Origin of the sequence: Chroococcidiopsis sp. (assembly GCF_051657925.1) — a bacterium.
GTDB lineage: Bacteria > Cyanobacteriota > Cyanobacteriia > Cyanobacteriales > Chroococcidiopsidaceae > Chroococcidiopsis.
Window position 1 is genome coordinate 1 of the sequence record NZ_JBOFLP010000379.1, and the last position, 23,723, is coordinate 23,723.

Sequence of the window (23,723 nt, forward strand, 5' to 3'; positions counted from 1 at the left end):
CTAGACTCGAACAGAAGTTACGCACTAGAAATAAATGCTGTTGTTTCACCGCACTTCCTCACACGAAAATTTCAGACACCGAAAGCGACAATGACTCGATCGGTCGCTCCGTAAAAATCATAAATAAAAAATCAAATCATAAATATTAAGCTACTATTTGGGGCGCGATCGCCTCTATCCAGATCCGCGAACGAGTGTCGTAGTCGTATCATCACTGGCAAGCCCAGCATCGATCGAACGAGTAGCATTCTACTACATAGTTCGGCATATACCAAAAGGCTTAGCACCCATCAAGAGATATTTTGACATGAAACCATAAATTCAGTTGACAGTTATTAGGGAGCAGGGAGCAGAGAGGAAGAGAGCTGAGGGAGCGCTCGGGAGCTGAGGGAGACAAACTACGCGCAACTTACCACTCAATTACCAATTACCAACCACTAACAGATCTCAAAGAAATACTTAAGAAATTTTCTTTCTATTTACAATTAAGTATTTTAGATTACATAATTAACGAACACGATCGTGTCAAAAATTCTTCATCTAGAGATCGCGCTGAATTTAGCGATCCCCAAGCCGATAGTTAGCCTCTAATTGAGAAATGATGGGAATTGTGGGTTTCTTTCCCTACATGCCGAAACCACATCCTATCGAGCGCTCTAATCAGAATTAACCTACACGTACACCGTAATAGTACGGGTTCGTTGCTGCTTGTCCCGCAACTGAAATCGGTACTTTCACTGTGGAGGAGCCTGCTGAGTCGAGCTTATGGTTTGGCTGAATCGCAAGCAAGCTCGTTTGCGAAATTACAGTAGCTGCCAGAATACTACCAACTTTACCTTGGAGCCGAAGCGATCGCGTCGGTGTTGCGCTCAAACAGGCTCTAGCACCAGGAAATCAGAACGAATTGCTAACCACCACCAAGAGGATCTCATGAGTTTATCTCCTGAAATTGCGTCTGCCCGCAAGCCAGAGACAGAAATATCGCGGGCTTGGATGTTCAAAATGTTGCGACTGGGTTTTATTGTCAGCGTCGGTAGTGTTGCAGCTACTTTCGTTTGGAAGAACTATACCCAAGTTGAGAGCCGCCAAGCTTTTGTGAATGCCGAAATTATCGACGTGCGTAACCCCATCGCTGGAAATTTAATACTAGACAGCCTCCAAGCCGGAGAGTGGCTTACCGCAGGTAAGGCGATCGGACGAGTCGAAAACTTGCGTCAAGTCGCCGAACTCGAAGTCAAACAGCAAGAACTCAAATCGCGCCTGCAAGTCACCCAGCAAAAACAACGGGGCATTCAACAACAGATTAGCGATCGCCGCCGTCAATTGGCACAATTTGTATCTGAAGTTGCAGCCCAGAAACAACTCGATGGCGTGTTTGCCCAGCAGCAGGTTGAAGCAGCCCAAAGCGAACTCGATCGCGCCACTGTTGCCACTCAAACTGCTAAAGTTGATGCCGAGCGCGCCCAGGAGTTGTTAGAGGCTGGGATCGTTCCCCCGGCTACAGCCGAAAAAGATTTTCTTTGCTACGACCAAGCGCAAGCTGAAGAGAAAAAAGCGCAGGCGCTTCTAGCTCAAGCACAACAGCGATTTAGAGCTGCTCAAGCCGGATTACAAATTGACGGTTCCCGCACTTTAAGCTATTCCGAGATTCGCCAAAGGGAAATTAATACCGAAATTGCCGACTTACAACGCCAAGCAGCCCAAATGCGCGTAGAAGCGCGAACCACCGAGCTAGAACTAGCAAAACTGATCCAGCAGACCCGATTGAATAAAGTTGTGGTAATTTCTGCCCCGACTACGGGCGCTGTGTGGTCTGTTGATGCCAAAGGTGGAGAGTATCTTGCTTCGAGTACTCCGGTGCTGCGGGTCTTAAATTGTCAAAATCGCTGGGTGGATGCTTTCTTCTCGGAAGATAGTACGAAAAATCTCACCCCAGGAATGACTGTACAAGTGCGTTTGTTGGGAGGAGGCGATCGCTTCATCCCCGGGAAAATAGAATCGCTCCGCAGTGGTTCGGGACGGATCGCTACAGGCTACGATGTCGCCGTTCCACCCCCAGAAAGTACTCAGAAACAAGTTGCCGTCAGAATCAATCTTGATTGGTCTGCGGCTCCCAGTGCCGTTAATTTCTGCGATGTCGGACGCAGTGCCGAGGTTCGCTTTCCGAAGCGTCTCACTCTGTAGCATTTCTATTTGAGTTATGAAATCTTCGTGTGGGTCGTCATTTGTCATTGGTCATTTGTTATTTGCGCAGTTAGCGCGTCATTGATTTTGAACTGCTCTAGCAGGGATGTAGTTGAGAATGCGATTTAGAACTTCCTGGTATAACCACACAGAACGAGTGCTGATAGTCATAGCACTGATCTTGGTAGGAATTTGGTCAATTCAACAACTCAACTGGTTAGATTTAATGGCTGAGTTGCTGAATTTTTGGCAGTGGGGCAAGGGATTTTTTGCTAATGTGGTGAATTCCTTGCACGTTCTCCTCTTTCCTTCCGTGCTGGGTGTCGCTGCTGCCACGATCGCGATTCATGCTTTTCCCAGTTCTCCGCCAGTTTGGGTAAGGGTGACTGTTTCTAGCATAGTAGTGCTACTGGGCTTACGTTACTTGACTTGGCGTTTATTTATCACGCTGAACTTCAGCGATTTTTGGAACGGTAGCCTCAGCCTGTTGTTTTTGGCGATCGATATTGCAGGATTTGTAGTCTGTGTTGCCTCTTTGTGCCACATGAGTTTTATTACCAACCGTTCCCCACAGGCAGATCGCTTGTCAAAAGCGGTTATTGCTGGGACTTATTGCCCTTGGGTAGACGTGTGGATTCCGACTTATAACGAACCAGTGGAACTGTTGCGGCGGACAATTATTGGCTGTCAAGCGATGGATTATGCCAATAAGCGGGTGTATTTGTTGGATGATAAGCGCCGTCCGGCAATGCGATCGCTAGCCGAGGAATTAGGTTGCGTTTACATCTGTCGTCCCGACAATCGCCACGCCAAGGCAGGTAATCTCAACCATGCCATGAAACAAACTCAAGGGGAATTAATTGTTTCATTTGATGCTGATTTTATTCCTACTCGCGAATTTCTGACTCGCACGGTGGGATTTTTTCAAGACCCGCAAGTGGCTTTAGTGCAAACTCCCCAAACTTTTTATAATGGCGATCCGATCAAACATAATTTAGGTTTAGGTGGGGTTTTAACCAACGATCAAGATTTATTTTTTCGCTTAGTTCAATCCGGTCGAGATACTTTTAACTGCGTGATTTGTTGCGGTTCTTCTTTCATCATGCGCCGTCAAGCAGTAGAAAAAGTTGGTGGTATTCCTACCGATACTCTTTGCGAAGATCTCTTAACTTCAGTTAAACTTCAAGCAGCAAAATACAAAGTTTTGTATTTAAATGAAGCTTTGTCTGCTGGAGCTTCGGCAGAAAATATTGGCGGCTATATCGATCAGCGAATTCGTTGGGGACAAGGAACATTACAAACCCTGTTTTGTTCCCTTAATCCTTTAACTATGCCTGGGCTTAATTTAGTTCAACGCTGCTTTTATGCAATTGGAATTTTAGGATGGCTTTTGACTGGTTTACAGATATTTTCCTTACTCGTACCTCTAGGATTTCTCTTATTGGGATTAATGCCGCTAAAGGCACAAATGGACGAATTGCTTTTCTTTTGGCTACCTTATTATTTAATCAATTTAACTGTGTTTGCTTGGTTAAATGGCAGCAAGCGATCGTCTTTATGGGCTGATGTTTATGCCAATATCACCTGCTTTCCTCTAGCATTAATGACTATTAAAACATTGATTAATCCTTTTGGGAAAGGTTTTAAAGTCACGCCTAAAGGCGTAGATGCTCGCAGAGTAGCTGTAAACTGGCAAGTGGCTTATCCGCTAATTTTTACGTTGGGATTATATATTGTTGCGCTTGCCGTGCATCTATTTGGTTTGCAGTGGGAAGGTAAACCAGCAAGTCCAGGATTTAGTATTTTTTGGGGAATTTATAATGCTTGCGTATTAGCGATCGCCATTCAAGTTGCGATCGACGTGCCTCAAGAAGTTTTATCTCTCAGTTTTCCCCATCAACTTGCTTGTCAGCTAATTTTAGGCGATCGCATTATTGATGGTAATACTATTGAAATATCACAAAAAAGTGCAAAAATTAGGCTTGCCTCATTTCCCCATAATTACCCTCCAGATACAGTCAGCCACATTAAGATTCCGTTTCTGGAGCTGAAAACATTAGCTCTAATTTCTCTTCCCCATCGTACAGCTAAGAACAGCATGGAAATAGAAGTAGAATTCGTGAGTTTGACTTTAGAACAAGAGCGTCGGCTAATAGAATTTCTTTTTTGTCGTCCTGGTCAATGGCAAGAGACTCCCGTAAGTGAATTCAAATCTTTTTGGGCGTTAATTACCTCTGTCTTTCGTTTATATCCCTTAGCTGAAACTCAGAGAGTTAATAGCAACGCTATAACCACCTCAGTTAAGTCGTAAGTTGTAAGTCGTAAGTGAGTAGGGTGGGCATTGCCTACCTTACACCTGCTTCGTAAAACAAAGCAAAAAAATAGCAACACAAAAATTTGTGACTTGTGAATAATGATTCAACTCAAAAAAATTACCAACTTCAAATTTGGCAAGAAATCTTTTCGACAATTTTGGGCGATCGCCTGCCTTATTTTTCTGCTTTCCCTAAGTCAATTAACCCCCACATTAGCAGCTACAGATAATTCGCTGTTTGGCGTTTATTACGGCAACAATGGGTTTCAAATGGCGCAAGTTCAAGCATTAGAAACCTGGCAGGGTAAGAAAAATACTGTAATTAACCTATTCACGACTTGGTGCGACAAAAGCACTGTCATGGATACTTTATTTAACGACCAACTCTTAAATATTTGGAACAATCAAAACGTTCCGATGATTACTTGGGAACCGTTTTCTTGTCCCGTTTCCTCCAATCCAACTGATGCTGAGTTACGCAGCATTACTCCAGGTGACATCGAGATCCGCGCCGCCTATGGCGAGTATGACGCTTACTTCCACAACTGGGCAGACCGGATGAAGGTATTTTTAAGCGGTCCCGATGGCATATACAATACCAATGACGATCGCCGCGCTTACATTCGCTTTGCTCATGAAATGAATGGCAACTGGTATCCTTGGAGTCCAGTTCCAGGTGAGGGGGGTAATCCTGCTAGCGATTATATTCTCATGTGGCAGCGCGTCAAAAGCTTATTTTTCAACAAGGGGATGGAGTGGACGCATCTGCAATGGGTTTGGTGTGTCAACTATAACGATTACCTGGGATACAATGCCGAGGCTCTATACCCTGGCGATGCTTACGTAGACTGGATATCGATTAGCGGCTACAACTGGGGTGCAAGTCAAACCTGGTCGCCTTGGATAACCCCAGAACAGACATTTAGCGGAATGCTCGGTCGCCTGAAAGCTCTATCGACTAGACCGATCTCCATCACTGAGGTCGCTAGCACTCCAGCTACTCCCAGTGGTATTAGTACAGACGCTAAAGCCCAGTGGATTAGCAACTTCTACAAATACATCCTGGCGAACGATATCAAGATGGTTGTCTGGTTTAATTTCTCCAAAGAAACTGACTGGTCGGTGTTTGGTGGTCCTAGTGGCGATAGCTATTTCGATTATTACTACAACAGGTATAACGCTTACTCTAGCTACAAGAATGCGATTAGCGCTGATGCTTTTGTCCCTTCAGATCCGAATAATCCCCGTTTATTGACGGACGCGAAGTTTGCGGGATATTGAGGCGGGAGTCGTGGGGGCGGGTTTGTTGGAAGATCCTGGCGTACAACAAACAGTTTCGCGATTAAACCCGTCCGTACAGGAGTCGGAAGTTGTCAGACATGTTTTTTTGAGGAAAAAGGGCGTAAAGCAACATGACATTACGGAGAAAGAAAAATTTCATGCGATCGCTTGCTCGCCAGCTTATGTCAGCCAAGACTTACTTTTTCTGTCTGACGATCGCCCTAACAATTTATTTGCTACCCCTGCAAGCCACTACCAATAAACCGCTATTAGGCGTGTATTACGGTAACAATGGCTGGGAAATGGATCGGTTGCAAGCAATGGAAAAATGGCAGGGTAAGCAGCATACTACGATCGCGTTGTTTGCTAACTGGTGTGATTCTACTACTGCTCTGGATAACTTATTTGGACAGCAACTTGTCGAAATTTGGGGCGATCGCCACGTACCTTCAATTACTTGGGAACCATTTTCTTGCAATGCTTCCGCCACTCCCAGCGATATTGAAGTAAAAATTGCCAATGGCGATTTCGACTCATACATAAATCGATGGGCAGACAGGATGAAAACCTTTCTCAGTGGTGCAGACGGCATTTATAATACTCAGGACGATCGCCGCGCTTACATTCGTCTCGCTCACGAAATGAATGGCAACTGGTATCCTTGGAGTGCAGCTCAAGGCACAAATCGACCGACCGATTATATCCGTATGTGGCGATATGTCAAAAGTCTATTCTCCAACAAAGGTATGGAACGCACGCATTTGCAATGGGTCTGGTGCGTTAATGCTACAGATGTTGGTAACTATAAAGCCGAGTTGTTTTATCCAGGTGACAATTACGTAGATTGGGTAGGAATTGACGGCTACAACTGGGGTCAAACTCAAACATGGTCTCAGTGGCAAGATCCAGCACAAGTGTTTGGCAATATGCTCCACCGCTTGCATCGCATCACATCTAAACCTGTAGCGATTGGTGAGGTGGCGACTACGACATCTACCACTGCTGGCAACCAAATCGCAGCTAAATCTCAGTGGATTACCAACATTTTTAAGTACACCCACAGCCACAATATCAAAGCGATCGCTTGGTTCAATCAAGATAAAGAGACAGATTGGGCTGTTTTTGGTGGCGATCGCGGCGACAGTACATTTGTCAATAATGGCAAGACTTACAAAACTTATTCTGTCTACAAGTTAGCTATTCGCGATCGCAGTTGGATCTCTGCTAATACAAAAAATCCCCGCCTGATTACAGATGCAGAGTTTGCTGGCTTGTAGTGCGGGAAGGCAGAGGGCAGAAGGCAAAAGGGTAGGCGATCGATTTAACAACAGCAATAAGGGATGACCACCGCCAAAGTCATCCCACCTGCCTTAAACCCACTTAGCTTTAAAAAAAGACTTGTTTGCTATTTCCATCAAATGCCTGTAGCAGCCTTAGTCTTTCCCAAAAGTCTGCATTTAGATAGCTTACTCTTTACGTGACAAACTTTTCCTACCTCATGCATTAAATTTAAGCTAACGAGCCATATCGCGAATGTCTTTTTTACCTGTCAGTGACTCCAAAAAATTCTTGGATTTGTCTTCAACTGATATAGCTCCCTGTGAATTTTCTGGACGACTCATCTTGTTTAAGTCAGCAGCTCCTTGAATTTCATTGAGTCCTTCTTGAGCTTTGGTTTGCGTTTCTTTACGGGAGTAAGGATCTTTGAGAACTGCTTCTTGAGCTTCTTTCTCAATGCCTCTTAGTTGGGCTTCACCTTGCTGAGGAGCAGTTGGGCTACCTGTAGGATTTACAGGATCGCTGAAAGCGGGAAGCGCTTGAGAGAATACTAGCAACGCGCTGACACAGATAGCAAATAAAATGCGAACTGGGCGCAACGCAGATAAATTGAATCGAACAGAGCGCATACTTGTTTCTCCTGCGATCGACAATTGTAATAACAAACTTGTAATTTATGGCTGCGTTCCGCTGAAATTAAGCAAAATTTGGAACCAACCTTCTTTATTTAGCGCTAATCTTTGATTTAGTTACATCTACATCAGGATAGATATATTTAATACTAATCGCAGACGAGAAATTCAATCTTTGGTAATAATGGATCGCGTACGATCCCGACACCAATAAAATTCCAACGCTTCAATAACGCTCCTAGTTGAGTACCAGGAATCGACTCAATTGCAAATTGGTCGGCTACACCAGCAGCATGAGTATTCAGATAAGTCAATGCCTCAAAATGCTCGCTAAATAGTAACAAATAGCCTGTGTTTTTCTCAGCTACATCGCGATTTACCCGAGCAACTAAATAGCTGCCATCAGACTTAGAACGCGCAATGTAGTAGATTTGGGACAACATGAATCAGAAGTCGTAAGTCAGAAGTCAAAAGTCAAAAGTCAGAAGTCAAAAGTCAAAAGTCAGAAGTTCTAACAGATCGCTGCTTCCTGCTACGCGGCTCCGATGGCGAGGAAACCTCGCCCTCTGCCCGCTTCCCTACTCCCTGTGTTTGGTCACTGTTTAGGGATTCTCCAACTTAATCCGGGGATCGGCGACTTTGAGTAGCAGGTCGGCAATTAAGTTACCAACAATTAACATTACGGCTCCCATGACCAAGCTTGCCATGACGAGATACAAATCTTGAGCTAAGACTGCTTGCAAAATTAAGCGCCCTAATCCAGGCCAGTTGAAGAAGAATTCGGCAATAAACGCACCGCTTAACAACCCAGCCAGTTCAAATCCTAAGATGGTGATTAGAGGGTTGATGGCGTTACGCAAGGCGTGAACGTAGATCACGCGGTTTTCTGGCAGTCCTTTGGCGCGGGCAGTTTGAATGTAATCTTGACGGAGTACGTCGAGGAGTTCGCCACGGGCGATCCGTTGCAAGCCAGCAAAACTGGTGATACTTAAAGCTATGGTGGGCAAGATCATGTGCCAGCCAACATCTAGGATTTTACCTAGAGGCGTGAGATCGGCGTGGTTGATACTTGTCATGTCTCCTACGGGAAATAGGGGAGAGACGTTTTGCGCGAAGATGAGGAGTAACAAGGCAGTGATGAAGCTGGGAAATCCTTGTCCGGTGTAACTCAGGACTTGTAAGACGCGATCGCTCCACTGATTTTGTTTGACGGCGGCGACAATTCCTAAAGGAATGGCGATCGCCCAGGTGACAATTAAAGATGAAATTGCCAGTAGTAAGGTGGCTCCAACCCGCTCCCACAACAAAGAGGACACGGAACGCTGATAGACGAAACTCGTACCAAAATCACCCTGAGTCACAATCCGCCACAACCACCGGAAATACTGTTCGATCCACGGACGGTCTAATCCAAACTGTTGTCGCAATTGCTCGATTCGTTCGGGTGAAATTTTGGGGTTTTGCCGTAGCGTATCCAAATAATCTCCTGGAGCAAGTTGAATAATAAAGAATGACAACGCAGATGCTAGTAATAATGTCAAGAGGGCTTGTGCGAGCCGCTGGATAATATAAATAAATGTTTCGCTTGAGGCTAACCCCGTCAGCCACTGCCGACCAGATGTTAATGAAAGTTTACTAGAAGCCATAATGTGAGCGATCGCTATTAGCTTTCTAGGATAATAGCCTTTTGGCTAAAATGTTTGCTCAAAAGGGAATTGCAGAAAACAATTCAATCATCAGAATAACCAGGCGGATGTTGAAAGTTACCCACAACTTTATTAATCTCTTGAGCGATCGCCAATAATTCCATTTCTCGCCAACGCTTGCCGACAATTTGCATCCCAATTGGCAATCCATCCGGTGTATATCCAACTGGAATAACTACAACTGGATGACCCGTAAGGCTGAATGGTTTTGTGTAAGCACCTGATGCCATCTGATACGGTACTTTTCTACCATCAATAACAACTGCCTCGCCCTGAAGACGGTGCGTGAATGCAGGAGTCATAGCTACGGGACATGTCAATGCATCCCAAGGTTCGAGTTCTGCATCCATTTCAGCGATAAAGCGATCGCGCTGAGTTAATGCAGCATAATAGCCTTTCAAGTTCGGATTCAAAAATGTAGATAAGCCAATTTTAGGGACATTACTCAATTGCCGTAGTGCGCGATCGCCTTGAGTTGCTTCTCGTAATAGGAAAGCAAGGGATTCGCGGATATAACTAAAATCGAGCGGGAGAGAGTAAATTAAATTATATGTAGCAACGGTGTAGTAAACCTGCCAAGCTAATTCAAAATCGTACTTTGGAATCCACTGTTCGATTTTAATTCCAGCATTTGATAACTTTTGAGCAACTGCTTGCATTGCAGATTTAATCGATCTGGCAACCGGATATAAATTGAGTTCGTCAATCCAGGCTATTCTCAAGTTTGACAGGCTTTTGTAGTTGGGACTATCTAGAGGAATGGGTGGAACTTCTGGCTGACGCGGATCGGCTCCCACAATAAGCGAAAAGCATAACCGTAAATCCTCAATCGATCGCGCGATCGGACCCGCTACCAACATTTGGCGAATACAATGAGACATTCCTGGTACTTCGGGAATATGACCCGCTGTAGATACTCGCCGATCTGTTGGCTTGAGTCCATATACGCCGCAAAAATGGGAAGGTTGACGAATTGAACCTGCAATATCGCTACCGATATCTAACGGCGACAGCCCCGCAGTGATAGCAGCCGCAGTACCCCCAGAACTTCCACCTGGAGTACATTCCAAATTCCAAGGATTATTAACTTGTGGAAATAGATCGCTATGGCTTTGATAGTCACCCGTTAGTTTCGCCATGTTTGTTTTACCCATGACGATCGCCCCAGATGCACGCAGTCGCGCTACTACTGTTGCATCTGTTTTGGGAATATAATCTTTTAGAGTTTTGTACCCAGCAGTAGTACGAAGTCCAGCAGTTTCAAACGCATCTTTAATCGTGACGGGGACACCGTGCAAAATGCCCCAGTTTTCCCCTCGCGTTAGGGCTTCATCTGCTTCCCTAGCACGTTGACGGGCGCGTTCTTCATCCAACGTGCAAATAGCATTGAGTTGAGAATTGCACTTGACTATTTGTTCCAAATATGCATCTAATACTTCCACAGCCGAGACAGTGCGATCGCGTATCATCTGAGCTAGCTGGTAGGCAGGAGTAAAGACAAGATCGCTCATATTTCTAATCAAGCCGATCGCAATTTAATACTACCTTTGTCGAAAACCCGATTATCTGTACCGATAGCACTTATCTCTATTCTGTCGGCATACACTTCATAAGTGGCAAAACTCAACTTACTGGCAGAAAGCGCCGTCCACTCAGAACGATTTACAGGACGAGTTCCCGCACCACCACCAGTAATCATATATGTCGTACCATTAATCGGGCGCGATCGCTCGTAATTGTGATCGTGTCCGTTGATGTAGAGTTGCACGCCATACTTTTGAAACAGTGGCGTAAATTGTTTAATAAAAGTTTGATTATTGCCGTAATGACCGGAAGAATAAACTGGATGATGTCCAAATACTATCTTCCAAGGAGCATCGCTGCGACTGAGTTCTTTTTCTAACCAAGCCAGTTGAGTATCCCAATCGGCGTTGCTGTTGGTATCGAGAGCAAAAAACTGTACCGGATCGCGGCGAAAAGTATAGAATCGTCCTTGCATATTAAAGCCGGGATAGCGCACTTGAGGATCGCCATTAGCGGTGCGAATATCGTGGTTGCCAAGACAGGCGTAGAATTTTACCCCTTGCTTAAGTAGGGGTTGATAAGGACGCTCGAATACAGCTTGAATTTTTTCGATCTCGCCGTTGTTGTAAATATTATCTCCCGCCAAAATTGCTACATTAAAATCGTTTTGACGGTGATAGGCAGTCATTGCCTCAGCTACAGCATATTGTCCGCGATCGCCCGTTCCCGTATCTGCTACCGAGATAAATCGCAACAAAGGTTTTGTAGATGGCTTAGGCTTTAGATCGTCAGCACCAGAAGCAATTGCCGATTTCTCCTGTGTCGGAGATTCGCGTCCGTGGATTTTGTTCCACAGCGCCACACCAAAAAAGCTCAATGTACTTAGAAATAAAAATTTACGGCGTTTGAAACTCATAAGATAGTAATAGGTAATTGGTAATTAGTAGTTGGTAGTTGGTGTTTTCTCCCTTGTCTCCCTTGTCTCCCCCCTGCTCGTGCGCTCCCTGCTCCCTGTTAACTGATAAGCTAGGTGCAGCACCCGCTAAGAATTTAACTTATCTTCGACTGTTTCGCTGCCTGGGAGGAAGAAATTTATGTCACAGGAACCGTCTAATTCCCAAAAGTCACCTTCCCCTGAACGTAAGCCAAAAGCAAATTCCTTTCAAGCAACGGTAAAAACACAAACAATTAAACTGCTGCGTGGCACAATCGGAGTCATAGAAGGAGCGATCGCGCAACTAGAAGCAGAACCCACAACCACGACTGAAGCAAGTTGGTGGGAACCTTTACAAGATGGCTGGGGTTCTGTTTTGGGAAAACTTCGTTCTGTGCTACCAGCAAATCTTTCAGGTAAGCTGTCTAACTCTGCTTTGACCGGAATTATGGCAGGAATTGGAGTAATTTTGGTGCTGACAACCTCAAATCTATTTTCAGGTAAACCTACAGAGGTTGCAGTTGCTCCTACTCCCAGAGCGGAACTACCAGCAGTTACAGCAATTCCTTCTCCTACAGCACCGGAACCGTCAGCAGTTACAACAACTCCTGCTTCTGAACGGGAAATACCAATCGCGACAACGCCTCCTTCCACACCGGAATCACCGACGGTTACAACTCCTTCCGCTACAGACGAACCCTCTTCCGCAGTAGAAGTTGAACCAAAAATAGCTATTCCTAGTGAGTTAACTGCAACCGATGCACCCCAGCCAGTAAAGACTGTCACACCTCCTGAGCCAATGCCTACCCTAGTTGCACAACTGACACCAGAAGAGATTTTAGTCGCCACAATTCAAAAACAAGTTGAAGAAATTAGCGATCGCGTTGCGGATGGATTAATACAGTCTATTCAACCCAATTTTGGGGGTAGCAATTTGGTAGTCACGCTTGGCGATGACTGGTACGATCTCCAGTCTTCCGAGCAAGACAAATTAGCAGCTCAAATGCTAGAAAGATCCAGAGAACTCGATTTCAGTCGCTTAGAGGCGATCGATCCCAAAGGAAATATAATCGCTCGTAGTCCAGTGGTCGGCAAAGATATGATAATTTTCCGACGACAAGATTTAAGTAGCAATCTCTAAAAGGCGATCTGCTCCCTTTGAAGACAAACTCAGCCTTTATTCTTAAGAAAAATTAAGTAGTTTTAATTTATCAATCAAGAAATAAAGAAATTGTTTTATTTATGGGAGTATTCAACTTTTTATCCTTAACTGTTAATTTTGTATCGCTTGTAGCGATCGATTATGTATCGTATGTAGCAATTTGTTTTGAATTATATATATTTAATAGCTAAAAGTATTAAATGATAATGGATTGAGTCTGCTAATCGTTCAAGTTTCAGATTAGATTTAAAGTCTGTGAATTTTATCAGACAGTTACGCTCTATACATTTATGTATATATAATATGACCGTGCTAACCAAGTCAGATTAGCTTGTTACAATTTAATCCAAATTAGCAATGCCTGTACTAGTAAGCTGGTTTGAGACAGGTAGTTTTAGTATAAGTAAGTTATTACATTTTGCTATCGTTCTAGTCAAACTCAATCTCCAAAATTCTGAGGTATCAATGACTTTTTATCAAGAGATAACACAAGATGAAGTTCTCGATCGCAGCAAAATCTTGACCAGACATATGAAGAAAGAGATCAACCCCTACGAGGAGGCTAACGCACACTCTAACGGTGAGCTATTAGATACCTTCAGTCGGGGTCGAGTCGCTATTTTTATCGATGGCTCTAGCCTCTTCTATGCTGCTTTACAACTAGGAATTGAAATAGACTATACTAAACTGCTGTGCCTGTTAACAGCAGAAGCCCCTCTCTTACGTGCTTTCTTCTACACGGGTGTCGATCCGATCAACGATAAACAACAAGGTTTCTTACTTTGGATGCGTCGTAATGGTTATCGCGTCGTTAGTAAAGACTTAATTCAATTTCCTGACGGTTCTAAAAAAGCAAAGTTAGATGTAGAAATAGCCGTTGATATGATGACCCTAGCTGGCTGTTATAATACAGCCGTTTTAGTGAGTGGAAATGGAGATCTTGCCTATGCAGTTGATGCAGTTTCTTATCAAGGTGTACGTGTAGAGGTCGTCAGTCTTCGGTCTATGACTAGTGATAGTCTGATCAATGTTGCCGATCTCTACATCGATTTAGCTGGAATTAAAGAGCAGATTCAAAAAATATTTCCTTCTGAGTAAAGTTAAACTCGGTTGAGATGACGATTAGACTTTGAGTGTCACTAATTCTCGATTTCGTCTTGCGAGAACCTCTGTAACTAAGGTTGGCATTTCTTGATAGCAAGCCGGACAAAACCAATAAATGCCTTTGGCACTAATATGGCGTAGTAATGTTTGAGAACAACAAGGACAAGTTGGTGTAGACATAGCTAATGATTGGGGTGAAAGTGTGGAAACTGACGTACAACAGAACCAAGATTGAGTCTATTTATGCAGATCTATCGGAGGCACATCATCACAATTCCAAATTCAAAATTTAGAATTCAGAACTCGATCTAACCAAACCAGTGGGAAGGTGCTAATCCAGATTCTGTTTCTGAGGGAATATGATGAACGATCCATTCCCAATATTGCTGTAATATCTCTTGAATTCCTTGCTTTGCTAAGTTTTCGAGCTGTAATTTTCGGTAAGAACTACAATCTCCGAAAGTAGTGCAATTTTCTCCTTCTTCTAAAACTGTATAGGAGTTAGCAACTCTGCTTAAAATATAAGCGATCAATTTTTGGCGTAAGTCTGGAATTGCAAAAGCTTTTTGATAGGGGTAATGGGGATAATCCTCTAACGCAGTTTCAATGTGTTCGACAACCATGGGTAATGTTAAATTCACGACTGCTTTAGTCATTTTTTATACCTCAATCTACCAATCTCTAAAATCTGCATAAATCGTCGTAGTTTTAATCTAAGTGATAAATATGAGGAACTTGTGAGAAAATAAAAATTTTTTAAAACTTATAGTTAAGTTTGTTAACAAAAACATAAACCGATGTAAATTAGTCTTCCTGATATGGCAGCACAATTCAATCTGGCTGAGCTATGGCAAATAATCACAACCATTCTGCTTCAACCGTTCTTCTTGTAATCAAGCCTGTTAGTTAGTTACATCTCGACCATTGGTCAAGAGATTCTCTATCCAAAGATAGATTGACACAATGTATATAATGAAAAGCGCACGTATGTCTGTTGTTTTGCATACAAAAACCTAGATTCGTTAGGCGATCGCATCAGTTATCGTAGGGGTGGGTTTAGCAAAAAATTGACAGTTTACAGCAATAACCTTCACGCAAAACCCGCCCGTGCAGCAGTCAAAAACTGTAGGGGCGGGTTTAGTAAAGTCTCGATGGTTAGTGACAATAATCTTCACGCAAAACCCGTCTGTACAGGGGTTAGTTTTATAGTCTTAACCCCTAATTTCTAACCTTTAATATCTTTGCATTTATTATGCTTTAGGACGGTGTTTTTTATCGTTAATATCACCTTCAAAAGGCTGAATTCCTGTATTTGGATACTGGTCGTCGTTCGGAGCAAAAATTCGCTTAACCGCAGCTCCTAAATAAGTTACCAGTTGTGCTAAAGCATTCCATACAAACTGTACGACTTGCCGTGACGTTCTACTGAGCGACATATTTTTTCCTCCTAATTCAACTAACATTCACTAGCAAGCTATTGCGCTTGAACAGGTGGGTCTGTTTGGGTGGGTAGACCTACCTCAGCAGCAGAACGGCTTAACATAGACTGCTGGAGGTGTTCTTCTTGTTGCCTTTGTTCGGTCATGAGTTCTCTGGCTGTTTGTTAGATTTCCGACTCTCCAGAGTCAGCTAACTCTGCTTCTGTACGCTGCAACATAGACTGCTGCAAATTTTCTTCCTGCTGGCGCTGCTGCGTCATTGCCTCTCTTGCTTCTTCTCGCGTACTCATAGGCAAGTCTCCAAAATTAGTTGTTGGTTGTTAGTTTTTGGTTGTTAGTTGTTGGGTCTTGCTGAAATATCTATAAATTGTGAAAAATTGCGAATAAGTTTGTTAAATCTGTTCTTATCAGGATGGGTGCTGAGCAAGTAGAATTCGGTTTTTCGTGTCTGAGGGTAACCGATCTGCTTCTATTGTTAGAATAAGCTGACAATTTGAGGAACTTGTGAGGAAACAGTTATCAGTTGTCAGTTATCAGTTATCAGTTATCGTACGGGCGGGTTTAGCCAGCAGATTCACAGACTCAAGCCATAATCTTCGTTCAAAACCCGCCCGTACAGTTATCAGTGATTAGCGATCGAGGAGTAGTGGCGAATTGGTAATGATTTAATTCCAGCCTAAAGTAGTAGCGACTTGAGAGGCTAGCTGAAGAGGATCGAAGGGTTTGGCGATCGCATCTTTCATACCTAACAGAGCGTAGCGGCGGCGATCGGCTGGTTGTACCTTAGCAGTCAAGAAAATCACGGGAATATGTTTTGTGGCTTGGTTTGCCTGCAACTCTTTATAAGTTGTTAATCCATCCATCTCAGGCATCATCACATCAAGGAGGATAGCATCGGGTTGTTCGGCTGCGGCTTTGATCAAACACTCGCTACCAGAACTAGCCGTGCTAACTTGCCAACCCGCTACCATCTCCAAACAAATTTGGGCAACCTCTTGGATATATGGTTCGTTGTCAACTACTAATATGCGTTTGGCTGTCATTGGTCATTGGTCATTGGTCATTGGTCATTGGTCAAGAGTCATTTGTTGACTGACAACTGTTCACTGTTCACTGGTCACTGGTCACTGACTACTGCTCGTGCGCTCCCTGCTCCCTGTTCACTGGTCACTGGTCACTGTCTCCTTAGATGCAACCACACGCCCGCGCCCATTTTTCTTGGCGCGATAAAGAGCTTTATCTGCCACACGATACAAAGTTTCTAGATCTGCACCGTGTTGTGGGTAATGGGCAATTCCAGCGCTAAAGGTAATGGTTATGTTGCATTGAGGGTGTGTAGATTGCTGTTGCTGCCATCCTATCAAGATATCTGTCAATCGCTGTACTCCGTCTTGGCTGGTCATGCCGTACAAACCGCAGAGGAATTCTTCACCACCCCAACGAGCTACTATATCTTCTCGACGCAACGAATGCAGTAACCACTGCCCCAACTGACGTAACACCGTATCCCCCACTGCATGACCGCAGGTATCGTTGACTAGCTTGAAGCGATCGATATCTAAAACTGCCAAACAGAGGGGTTGATGATGCCGCTTTGCTAGATTTAGCAAGCGTTCTAAGTCTTGAGTAGATTTATGGCGATTAGCAACTCCCGTTAGCGGATCAATTTCTGCTAAGTTGCGCAAAAGTTCGATCCGGTCGAGCCGATTCATGATTCGGTTTACGAGTTCCGGTCCTACAATCGGCTTGCTGACAAAATCATCTGCCCCAACTGCAAACACTTGATTTACCGTATTGGCATCGCTGTAGGCAGTCAGAAATAAAATTGGCAATCCGCACCAGTGCGAATCTTGGCGCACGATCTGACATAGCTCCAAGCCACTGAGATGGGGCATATTGATATCTAAAATGAGCAAATCTGGGGCTGAGGCTTCTAAAGTTTCCCAAAAACGGCGAGGATCTTCGATACAAATCGTCCTCAAGCCCCACGGTTCCAGCAGGCTGCGTAGGGTAGCAAGGATCTGAGGATCGTCATCCACTACCATCACCTTAGCTGCTGTCGCTTCCTTTGGTAGCAATTGGGTGACTGCCTGTAAAACTTGGGCTGGCGCTACGGGCTTGGGTAAAAAGGCATGTCCGCCACAACGGGCGACTTCTAGTCGCGTCATCAAATTATCTTGAGCGCTATGGACGAGAACGGGCAAGGAGGGATAGCGATGTTTGAGTTCGACTAGGAGTGCTAAGCTGTCTGCTGTATTGCCATCAAGATCGAGTAATACGACTTGGGGTGGCGATAAAGCGATCGCTTTCCTAGCTGATTCTAGGTGAGTGGCTATTTCTGCTTGAATGCCCCACACTCCCGCTTCTGCGATCAATGGCTCTGCTAAATGGCGATCGCTATTGAAGATTAACAATTGCGGCAACTCTTGTTTAACTGTGACAGGTGTTGTCAGTTCGGGAGGAGTTAGTTCTATCGAGCGGCGTAAAGCCGCTACGAGTTCTCGCAAATGCTTTGTTTCTGTTTGACTCATCGGCTTTTTGGCTCGCAAACTACGTTCGATTTTCCGTGCTAGTTGCGAACCTGCGGCAAAACCAAAAGTACCTAAAGAACCTGCTAAAGTGTGAGCAGCTTGTTCTGCATGGTGACGTTGCTCTATCGTCAGTTGAGCTGGCAAGATTTGAGTGGTAGCTTGTTCTAATAGCGTTACCTGCTCGTTTACCCTACCCTGAAATCGCTCCCATACTCCTGCCAAAGCCGTAAGAGTTTGTTGTCGCGTCTGCTCGCTTGGCTCTTCAGATGATGGCAGTGTGAGTTTATTGACCGATGGCGACTTGAGACGATAGCCGATCCCGTAGACGGTTTCGATCGCATCTGCGGGTGCGCCAACCGCTTTTAATTTCTGCCGCAGTCCTTTAATTTGCGTTCTTACGGCTTCTTCCCCTGGGGTTTTATCAAACGACCAAACACGATCCAAGATGGCGCTGCAACTGAAAACCCGGCGATTGTTCCGTAAAAACAGTTCTAGCAAGGCGTACTCTTTGGGAGTCAATTGTAGCGATCGCCCGCTATAAGTCACTTCACAGCTACTCGGATCGAGTCGTAGCTCTCCCCACTCTAATACTGGCGAAACACTCGTATTTCCACGCCGCAATAAGGCTCGCACGCGGGCAAATAATTCTTCTTGGTCAAAGGGTTTGACAAGATAATCATCTGCACCAGCATCTAAGCCGATTGCCTTATCGTGACTGCTATCTCGTCCGGTCAGCAACAAAATTGGCATTTTGTAACCCTGCGATCGCACGCGACGGCACAGTTCAATTCCGTCCAACTTTGGCAGCATGACATCTAACAGGATCAGGTCATATTCGTAAGCTTGAACTAGTTCCCACCCTGATTCGCCATCGGCTGCTATTTCTACAGCATAATTTTGCTCGGATAGCACCAAATCTAGGGCATTAGCGATAAACTCGTCATCCTCTACAACTAAAATGCGCATTGTCTAGCGATCGGTTGTCAGTTGTCAGTTGTCAGTTATCAGTGACCAATTATCAGTGACCTGCGGTCGGTAATTTCTCCTTAGCGACCTTGCGCTCCCTCAGCTCTCTTACCTCTCACCTGCACTCAAGCCGATCCTAAAGCAGAATTACATAAAATTAAGGTTTGTTTGCAAATTTAAAACAATATCAAGCTGAATTGGTTACAAAAGTTGATTGTTGAATTTGTCATCGGTCATTGGTCATTGGTCATTGGTCATTGGTTACTGGTCACTGCTCCCTGCTCCCTGCTCCCTGCTCCCTGTTAACTGATAACTGTCATCCCTTGTACAAAATCTCGTTTCGACTCGCTGCACCCAGGGGAGTAGGGGTAACGCCGATCGCGTGGGGAGCGATCGCGGTAGGAATGACGGGGGAGGCGTGCCATTTGTGGAGGAGATTTTGCAGGAATTTGTCTTGTCCTGCGCGCAGACTTTCAAGCTGCCATCCTCTATTGATAATGACAAACCAAACCAAACCGCGATCGCGGGTGGGCAAAACTCCTGCTAAGGCGCTAACTTCGTTCAAGGTTCCGGTTTTGACGACAGCACCCGCAGGGACGTGGCGTAGTTCTAGCGTACCTCGGCGATCGCGTCCCGATACGGGGAACAAGTCGGCAACGCTCAGCTTATAGGGAAGTAATTCTCGTTGTACTGCCATAAACATCGCACAAGCTGCCCTGGGAGAAATTTGATTTTCCATCCCTAGTCCAGAAGTATTATCCAGCAAAATTTCTGAGTCTGGCACTCCAGTGGTTGTTGCCGCTATTTGGCGCACGCTTGGCGCTCCACCTAACATTTGCCCTAACATCTGCGCCATTTCGTTATTACTGTAAACATTCATTTTCTTCAGAATTTCTGCCAAAGATAAAGAATGATGACGTAGTAATAAGATTTGCTTAGGATTGACGATCGCCGCGACTTGTACGGTTCCGGCGATCGCGACACGCGGTTTTGGCGTACCTGGGGGTAAGGTGGAGTATTGCATTTTAGCAGCAGCTTTCCAGGTAGAGGCATCCAGTCCTTGTTTGAGCAGTTCTCCAGCCTTGAGGGGATCGGATTGATAGTTCATGGCAAAATTACCAGTCACTACCAAATTGCCCGTAACGCGAGAAATTCCCAATCGATTCAGACTGTTACCCAGGGCGATCGCTTCCTCCCAAACAAACAACGGATCTCCTCCGCCTGTAACGATTAAATCTCCCTCTAAAACTCCTTTTTGAATCGGTCCTGTGGCACTAATCAGCGTTTGGAAGCGGTGATTTGGTCGCCAAGTTTTTAAAGCAGCTAGGGATGTAGCTATTTTTGTCAGCGAGGCAGCCGGTAAGGGAACTCGACCGTTATTTTCGCTCAGTAGTAACGGTCCCGACTGTATCCAAATTCCCTGCTCGGGGCTGGCTATTCCTTTGGTTTTCAACCCTTGTAAATACTGCTGCAAGGTTGTCATCGCCACGCTATCCGGTGCTGAGTTCAGCACTAGTGCTGGAGCAGTTTGTAGCGCTAATAATTCCCATGCTGCTGATGCTTCAGGGTGTATCCCTGCCACACCTAGCCAAAAACCAACCAACCCCGAGCTAATCAGATCTAACATATGAGCGATCGGTTATCAGTTATCAGTTATCAGTTGTTGTAGGGGCGGGTTTAGCCAACAGATTCACGGACTTTAGCCATCATCTTCGTTCAAAACCCGCCCGTACAGTTGTCAGTTGTTGTAGGGGCGGGTTTAGCCAACAGATTCACGGACTTTAGCCATCATCTTCGTTCAAAACCCGCCCGTACAGTTGTCAGTTATCCGTAATGCGTGATGTGTAGGATTTAGGATTTAATTGCAAATTGCAAATTGTGACTTGATTTTTTTCCCTACTTCTTGGTTCACCTTCACTATTTTGAATAATGAATGCCAGATTGTCTCTACTTTGGAGTGGTTGGCGATCGGTAAATAATGTTAAGCGTTTGGGCGAATAGAATTCGTATCTACACAAATCAAGCGATCGGTAGATAGTCAAACATCGAGCGAATAGAATTCGCAGCTACACAAACCAAGTCCGCCTTGTATGTTAAGAGAAGGTGGCAGACCGATTCTGCCTAGGTCAAAAAGACCGTCGCGTTGCGGGGGTTCCCCCCGTTGTAGCACCTCGCGTGCGACTTACAGTCGCCTAGTGCGAGATAGACTACATTGTCAAAGACTGAGCGTTCGTTTCAATTAACTTCGCCAAATCTTGCAAGAACGCTGCTGCATGAGCGCCGTAAATAATCCGGTGGTCACTGGTCATATTGACCTGCATTTGCTGGCGCACGCCCAACATTCCATCAGATGTAGCCACAACCTGGGGACGCGACGCACCGATCGCCAAAATTGCTCCTTGTCCTGGGGGTAAAATGGCATCGAAACGGTCTACGCCAAACATCCCTAAATTTGACAGTGTAAACGTGCCGCTGTTGTATTCTTCTGGTTGCAACTGCTTTGCTCTGGCACGGTCTACTAAAGACTTCCAATTGCGGGACAGGGAATAAATATCTAATCGATCGGCATTTTGCAGCACTGGAGTAATTAAGCCACCGTCATCCATTGCTACAGCCACAGCAATATTAATGTTGGGGTGATAGACAATTCCCTGTTCTGAGTAACTAGCGTTCACCAAGGGATGCTTTTGTAGTGTCACCGCTACAGCTTTAGCTAACAAAGCTGTCATTGTTACGCCCTTGGACTTAATTTGCTTGTAAAGCTTATCTAGTGCATCGGTAGTAATGGTATAACCCACCCGAAAATCAGGTGCTTGCAGGCTAGCAACCATATTCCGTACCACAGCATTTTGTAGTGTGGTGAGAGGCTGCACGGAGCCAGCAACGGTACTTACAGGGGCAGGGGTAGCAGCTGGTTGAGGCGTTGGGGCTACACTGGGAGTCGTTACTTGAGGTTGAGCTGGAACCGATGGAGCTGTACTCTTGCCAGCAAAAGCTTCTACATCCTCCGTTACAATTCGACCGTGAGGACCGCTACCTTTAAGAGTATTCAGATCGACCTTTAAATCCTTCGCTAACTTGCGAGCGCGGGGTGAAGCGATAATTCGCCCATCAGTACGACTTGCACCATTTCGAGACTCAGCTTGGGATTCAGATGCAACCGTGCTGACAGGAGTTGGGGTAGGGGTTGTATTGCCTACATCAGCCGTTTGTCCGGGGGAAGTTGTAGCAGCAGGTGCTGAAGTTGTTTGATTCCCCGATTGCGCTTGTTGTTGCGCGATCGCAATTTCTGCTTCTGTTTCGGCAATTAAGGCGATTGTGGCTCCTACAGGGGCAGCTTCTCCGGCTGGGACGAGGATGGTAGCAAAGTATCCTTCGTAAAAGGATTCCACATCCATGTCTGCCTTATCGGACTCAACCACTAGGACTGTTTCGCCTTTTTCTACCTTGTCACCAGGCGATTTGACCCAAGAGACAATTTTGCCTTCGGTCATTGTAGAACTGAGAGCGGGCATGAAAACTTCGTGTAGAGTCATGGAGTGGCTGCCAAAGTAAGTAGTGAGTAGTGAGTAGTGAGTAGTGAATAACAATCAGTTAATTATTCAGTGGTTAATTGTAAATCATTCTGCTCCCTCGCTCCTCACTCCTTATTCTTCACCCCTAGTTAAATTTCACCTTAAATTTCACCTTAAATTTCACCGCGAATTTCTTCTACAATTCCATCACGCAACAGAATTTCAACTTGAAGTTTGGCGATCAGGTTGTCCCCTGGCTGGACGCTGAAGATCCCTTCTAATTGAAATTGGCTGACTTCTTGATTCATTTCGAGCAGTTGCACCTGCTGAAGGTTCTGCAAACTCTGGTTTTTTTGCTCCAACAGTTCGCTTTTCTTCTCGTTGACTTGCAGTTGAATGCTTTCGATCTGCTGGCGAGTTTCTGGACCTGGAGGCTGTATGCTTTGTTTTTGGATCTCGGCGATCGCTCGTTGTCCTTGTTTTTCTAATTGTTGCAATTGCTGGTCAACGGCGTTAATTTGTGCCTGTAGTTGCTGTTGGACTTCATCTTTCCAACGGGGAGTCACAACTGCTTTGACGTTGATCGGGCGCTTTAACAACATCTGTTGAGGGTTTGCGGCATCCATAGTTGATGATTGGTATTTGTTACATAGTTTGCGGTAATCCTAAGATTACCTAAACATCCCGTCAATCATATCGTGATAGCGCTCCATGACAACGGGTCGGCGAATTTTTAAGGTTTGGGTTAACATTCCATTCTCAATTGAAAATGGCTCTAAAATCAGCCGATATGTACTGATGCGATCGTCGGGACGATGCCCTGGACGGTCTTTGACTTCCCGCGTTAACTCTTGGCGGAATAAGTTTTGGATTGTTGGGTGGTTGAGATCGATTGTCGGTAGGGGCGGGTTTTCAAACCCGCCCGTACGGGAGTCGGAAATACTTTCTTTTCCTCGCTCCTCACTCCTCACTCCTCGCTCCTCTTGTGGTAAATTCAACTGGAGATGCTGAGAAACTGCCCACTGCTGCAATGCTTCTAAGTTAGGGACGATTAAGGCTCCGAGCGATCGCTGGTCTTGTCCGACTAGCATAATTTGGTCGATGTAAGGACTGCGCAGACAGGCATCTTCGATTGGCTGCGGTTCGATATTTT

Annotated in this window: 22 protein-coding genes and 1 pseudogene; 7 read left to right on the forward strand and 16 right to left on the reverse strand. The window is 45.1% G+C overall.

Annotated features, from left to right (window positions below):
* Positions 1-765 precede the first annotated feature (765 nt).
* The 5 genes from ACRC32_RS30235 (at position 766) to ACRC32_RS30255 (ending at position 7,056) form a co-directional block, all read left to right on the forward strand.
* The gene (locus tag ACRC32_RS30235; protein ID WP_438557452.1) at positions 766-2,184 is read left to right on the forward strand and encodes an HlyD family secretion protein; all 1,419 of its coding nucleotides are present in this window, start codon (positions 766-768) and stop codon (positions 2,182-2,184) included.
* A 118-nt stretch (positions 2,185-2,302) separates the two neighbouring features.
* Positions 2,303-4,495 (forward strand): glycosyltransferase, encoded by a 2,193-nt coding sequence (locus tag ACRC32_RS30240; protein WP_438557453.1) that lies wholly within the window; start codon positions 2,303-2,305, stop codon positions 4,493-4,495.
* Between the two features lie 102 nt (positions 4,496-4,597).
* Entirely contained in the window at positions 4,598-5,779 is a 1,182-nt protein-coding gene (locus ACRC32_RS30245) for a glycoside hydrolase family 26 protein (protein ID WP_438557454.1), read from the forward strand.
* Positions 5,766-6,041, forward strand: coding sequence for a hypothetical protein (locus ACRC32_RS30250; protein ID WP_438557455.1), 276 nt, complete (start codon positions 5,766-5,768; stop codon positions 6,039-6,041). The genes ACRC32_RS30245 and ACRC32_RS30250 overlap by 14 nt, the downstream gene beginning before the upstream one ends.
* Positions 5,962-7,056, forward strand: a complete 1,095-nt coding sequence (locus ACRC32_RS30255; RefSeq protein WP_438557456.1) for a glycoside hydrolase family 26 protein — start codon at positions 5,962-5,964, stop codon at positions 7,054-7,056. Before ACRC32_RS30250 ends, ACRC32_RS30255 begins: the two co-directional genes overlap by 80 nt.
* Positions 7,057-7,293: 237 nt before the next feature.
* On the opposite strand, the gene ACRC32_RS30260 is transcribed toward ACRC32_RS30255, so the two are convergent.
* From ACRC32_RS30260 to ACRC32_RS30280, 5 genes are all read right to left on the reverse strand, one after another.
* The gene (locus ACRC32_RS30260; protein ID WP_438557457.1) at positions 7,294-7,686 is read right to left on the reverse strand and encodes a low temperature-induced protein; all 393 of its coding nucleotides are present in this window, start codon (positions 7,684-7,686) and stop codon (positions 7,294-7,296) included.
* Positions 7,687-7,838: 152 nt separating this feature from the next.
* The gene (locus tag ACRC32_RS30265; protein WP_192154397.1) at positions 7,839-8,132 is read right to left on the reverse strand and encodes a hypothetical protein; all 294 of its coding nucleotides are present in this window, start codon (positions 8,130-8,132) and stop codon (positions 7,839-7,841) included.
* Positions 8,133-8,291: 159 nt separating this feature from the next.
* Positions 8,292-9,335 (reverse strand): ABC transporter permease, encoded by a 1,044-nt coding sequence (locus ACRC32_RS30270; protein WP_438557458.1) that lies wholly within the window; start codon positions 9,333-9,335, stop codon positions 8,292-8,294.
* Positions 9,336-9,418: 83 nt separating this feature from the next.
* A complete protein-coding gene (locus ACRC32_RS30275; protein WP_438557459.1) occupies positions 9,419-10,906 on the reverse strand; it encodes an amidase in 1,488 nt (495 codons plus the stop codon).
* Between the two features lie 8 nt (positions 10,907-10,914).
* The gene (locus tag ACRC32_RS30280; RefSeq protein ID WP_438557460.1) at positions 10,915-11,835 is read right to left on the reverse strand and encodes a metallophosphoesterase family protein; all 921 of its coding nucleotides are present in this window, start codon (positions 11,833-11,835) and stop codon (positions 10,915-10,917) included.
* Between the two features lie 178 nt (positions 11,836-12,013).
* Between ACRC32_RS30280 and ACRC32_RS30285 the strand changes: the two genes are divergently transcribed.
* Complete coding sequence (locus ACRC32_RS30285) at positions 12,014-12,994, forward strand: hypothetical protein (RefSeq protein WP_438557461.1); 981 nt, start codon at positions 12,014-12,016, stop codon at positions 12,992-12,994.
* Between the two features lie 486 nt (positions 12,995-13,480).
* Positions 13,481-14,113 carry a LabA-like NYN domain-containing protein gene (locus ACRC32_RS30290; protein ID WP_438557470.1) on the forward strand — a complete coding sequence of 211 codons (633 nt, stop codon included), beginning with the start codon at positions 13,481-13,483 and terminating at the stop codon, positions 14,111-14,113.
* A 24-nt stretch (positions 14,114-14,137) separates the two neighbouring features.
* Here ACRC32_RS30290 and ACRC32_RS30295 read toward each other — a convergent pair whose 3' ends face one another.
* From ACRC32_RS30295 to ACRC32_RS30345, 11 genes and pseudogenes are all read right to left on the reverse strand, one after another.
* Positions 14,138-14,299 (reverse strand): hypothetical protein, encoded by a 162-nt coding sequence (locus ACRC32_RS30295; protein WP_165587686.1) that lies wholly within the window; start codon positions 14,297-14,299, stop codon positions 14,138-14,140.
* Positions 14,300-14,427: 128 nt separating this feature from the next.
* Positions 14,428-14,775 carry a hypothetical protein gene (locus ACRC32_RS30300; protein WP_438557462.1) on the reverse strand — a complete coding sequence of 116 codons (348 nt, stop codon included), beginning with the start codon at positions 14,773-14,775 and terminating at the stop codon, positions 14,428-14,430.
* Between the two features lie 366 nt (positions 14,776-15,141).
* Complete coding sequence (locus tag ACRC32_RS30305) at positions 15,142-15,294, reverse strand: hypothetical protein (RefSeq protein WP_438557463.1); 153 nt, start codon at positions 15,292-15,294, stop codon at positions 15,142-15,144.
* 75 nt (positions 15,295-15,369) lie between these two features.
* Entirely contained in the window at positions 15,370-15,555 is a 186-nt protein-coding gene (locus ACRC32_RS30310; RefSeq protein WP_438557464.1) for a hypothetical protein, read from the reverse strand.
* 167 nt (positions 15,556-15,722) lie between these two features.
* Positions 15,723-15,848: a hypothetical protein gene (locus tag ACRC32_RS30315; RefSeq protein WP_438557465.1), complete on the reverse strand. Its 126-nt coding sequence runs from the start codon at positions 15,846-15,848 to the stop codon at positions 15,723-15,725.
* 375 nt (positions 15,849-16,223) lie between these two features.
* Positions 16,224-16,601, reverse strand: a complete 378-nt coding sequence (locus ACRC32_RS30320) for a response regulator (protein ID WP_438557466.1) — start codon at positions 16,599-16,601, stop codon at positions 16,224-16,226.
* A gap of 117 nt (positions 16,602-16,718) precedes the next feature.
* On the reverse strand, positions 16,719-19,055 hold the full coding sequence (locus ACRC32_RS30325) for a response regulator (protein WP_438557467.1): 2,337 nt from the start codon (positions 19,053-19,055) through the stop codon (positions 16,719-16,721).
* Positions 19,056-19,371: 316 nt separating this feature from the next.
* A complete protein-coding gene (locus ACRC32_RS30330) occupies positions 19,372-20,682 on the reverse strand; it encodes a D-alanyl-D-alanine carboxypeptidase (protein WP_438557468.1) in 1,311 nt (436 codons plus the stop codon).
* A 580-nt stretch (positions 20,683-21,262) separates the two neighbouring features.
* The gene (locus ACRC32_RS30335; protein WP_438557469.1) at positions 21,263-22,591 is read right to left on the reverse strand and encodes a dihydrolipoamide acetyltransferase family protein; all 1,329 of its coding nucleotides are present in this window, start codon (positions 22,589-22,591) and stop codon (positions 21,263-21,265) included.
* A 152-nt stretch (positions 22,592-22,743) separates the two neighbouring features.
* Entirely contained in the window at positions 22,744-23,196 is a 453-nt protein-coding gene (locus ACRC32_RS30340; RefSeq protein WP_015154035.1) for a YlqD family protein, read from the reverse strand.
* A gap of 45 nt (positions 23,197-23,241) precedes the next feature.
* A pseudogene (locus ACRC32_RS30345) lies at positions 23,242-23,723 on the reverse strand (long-chain fatty acid--CoA ligase); the annotation flags it as partial.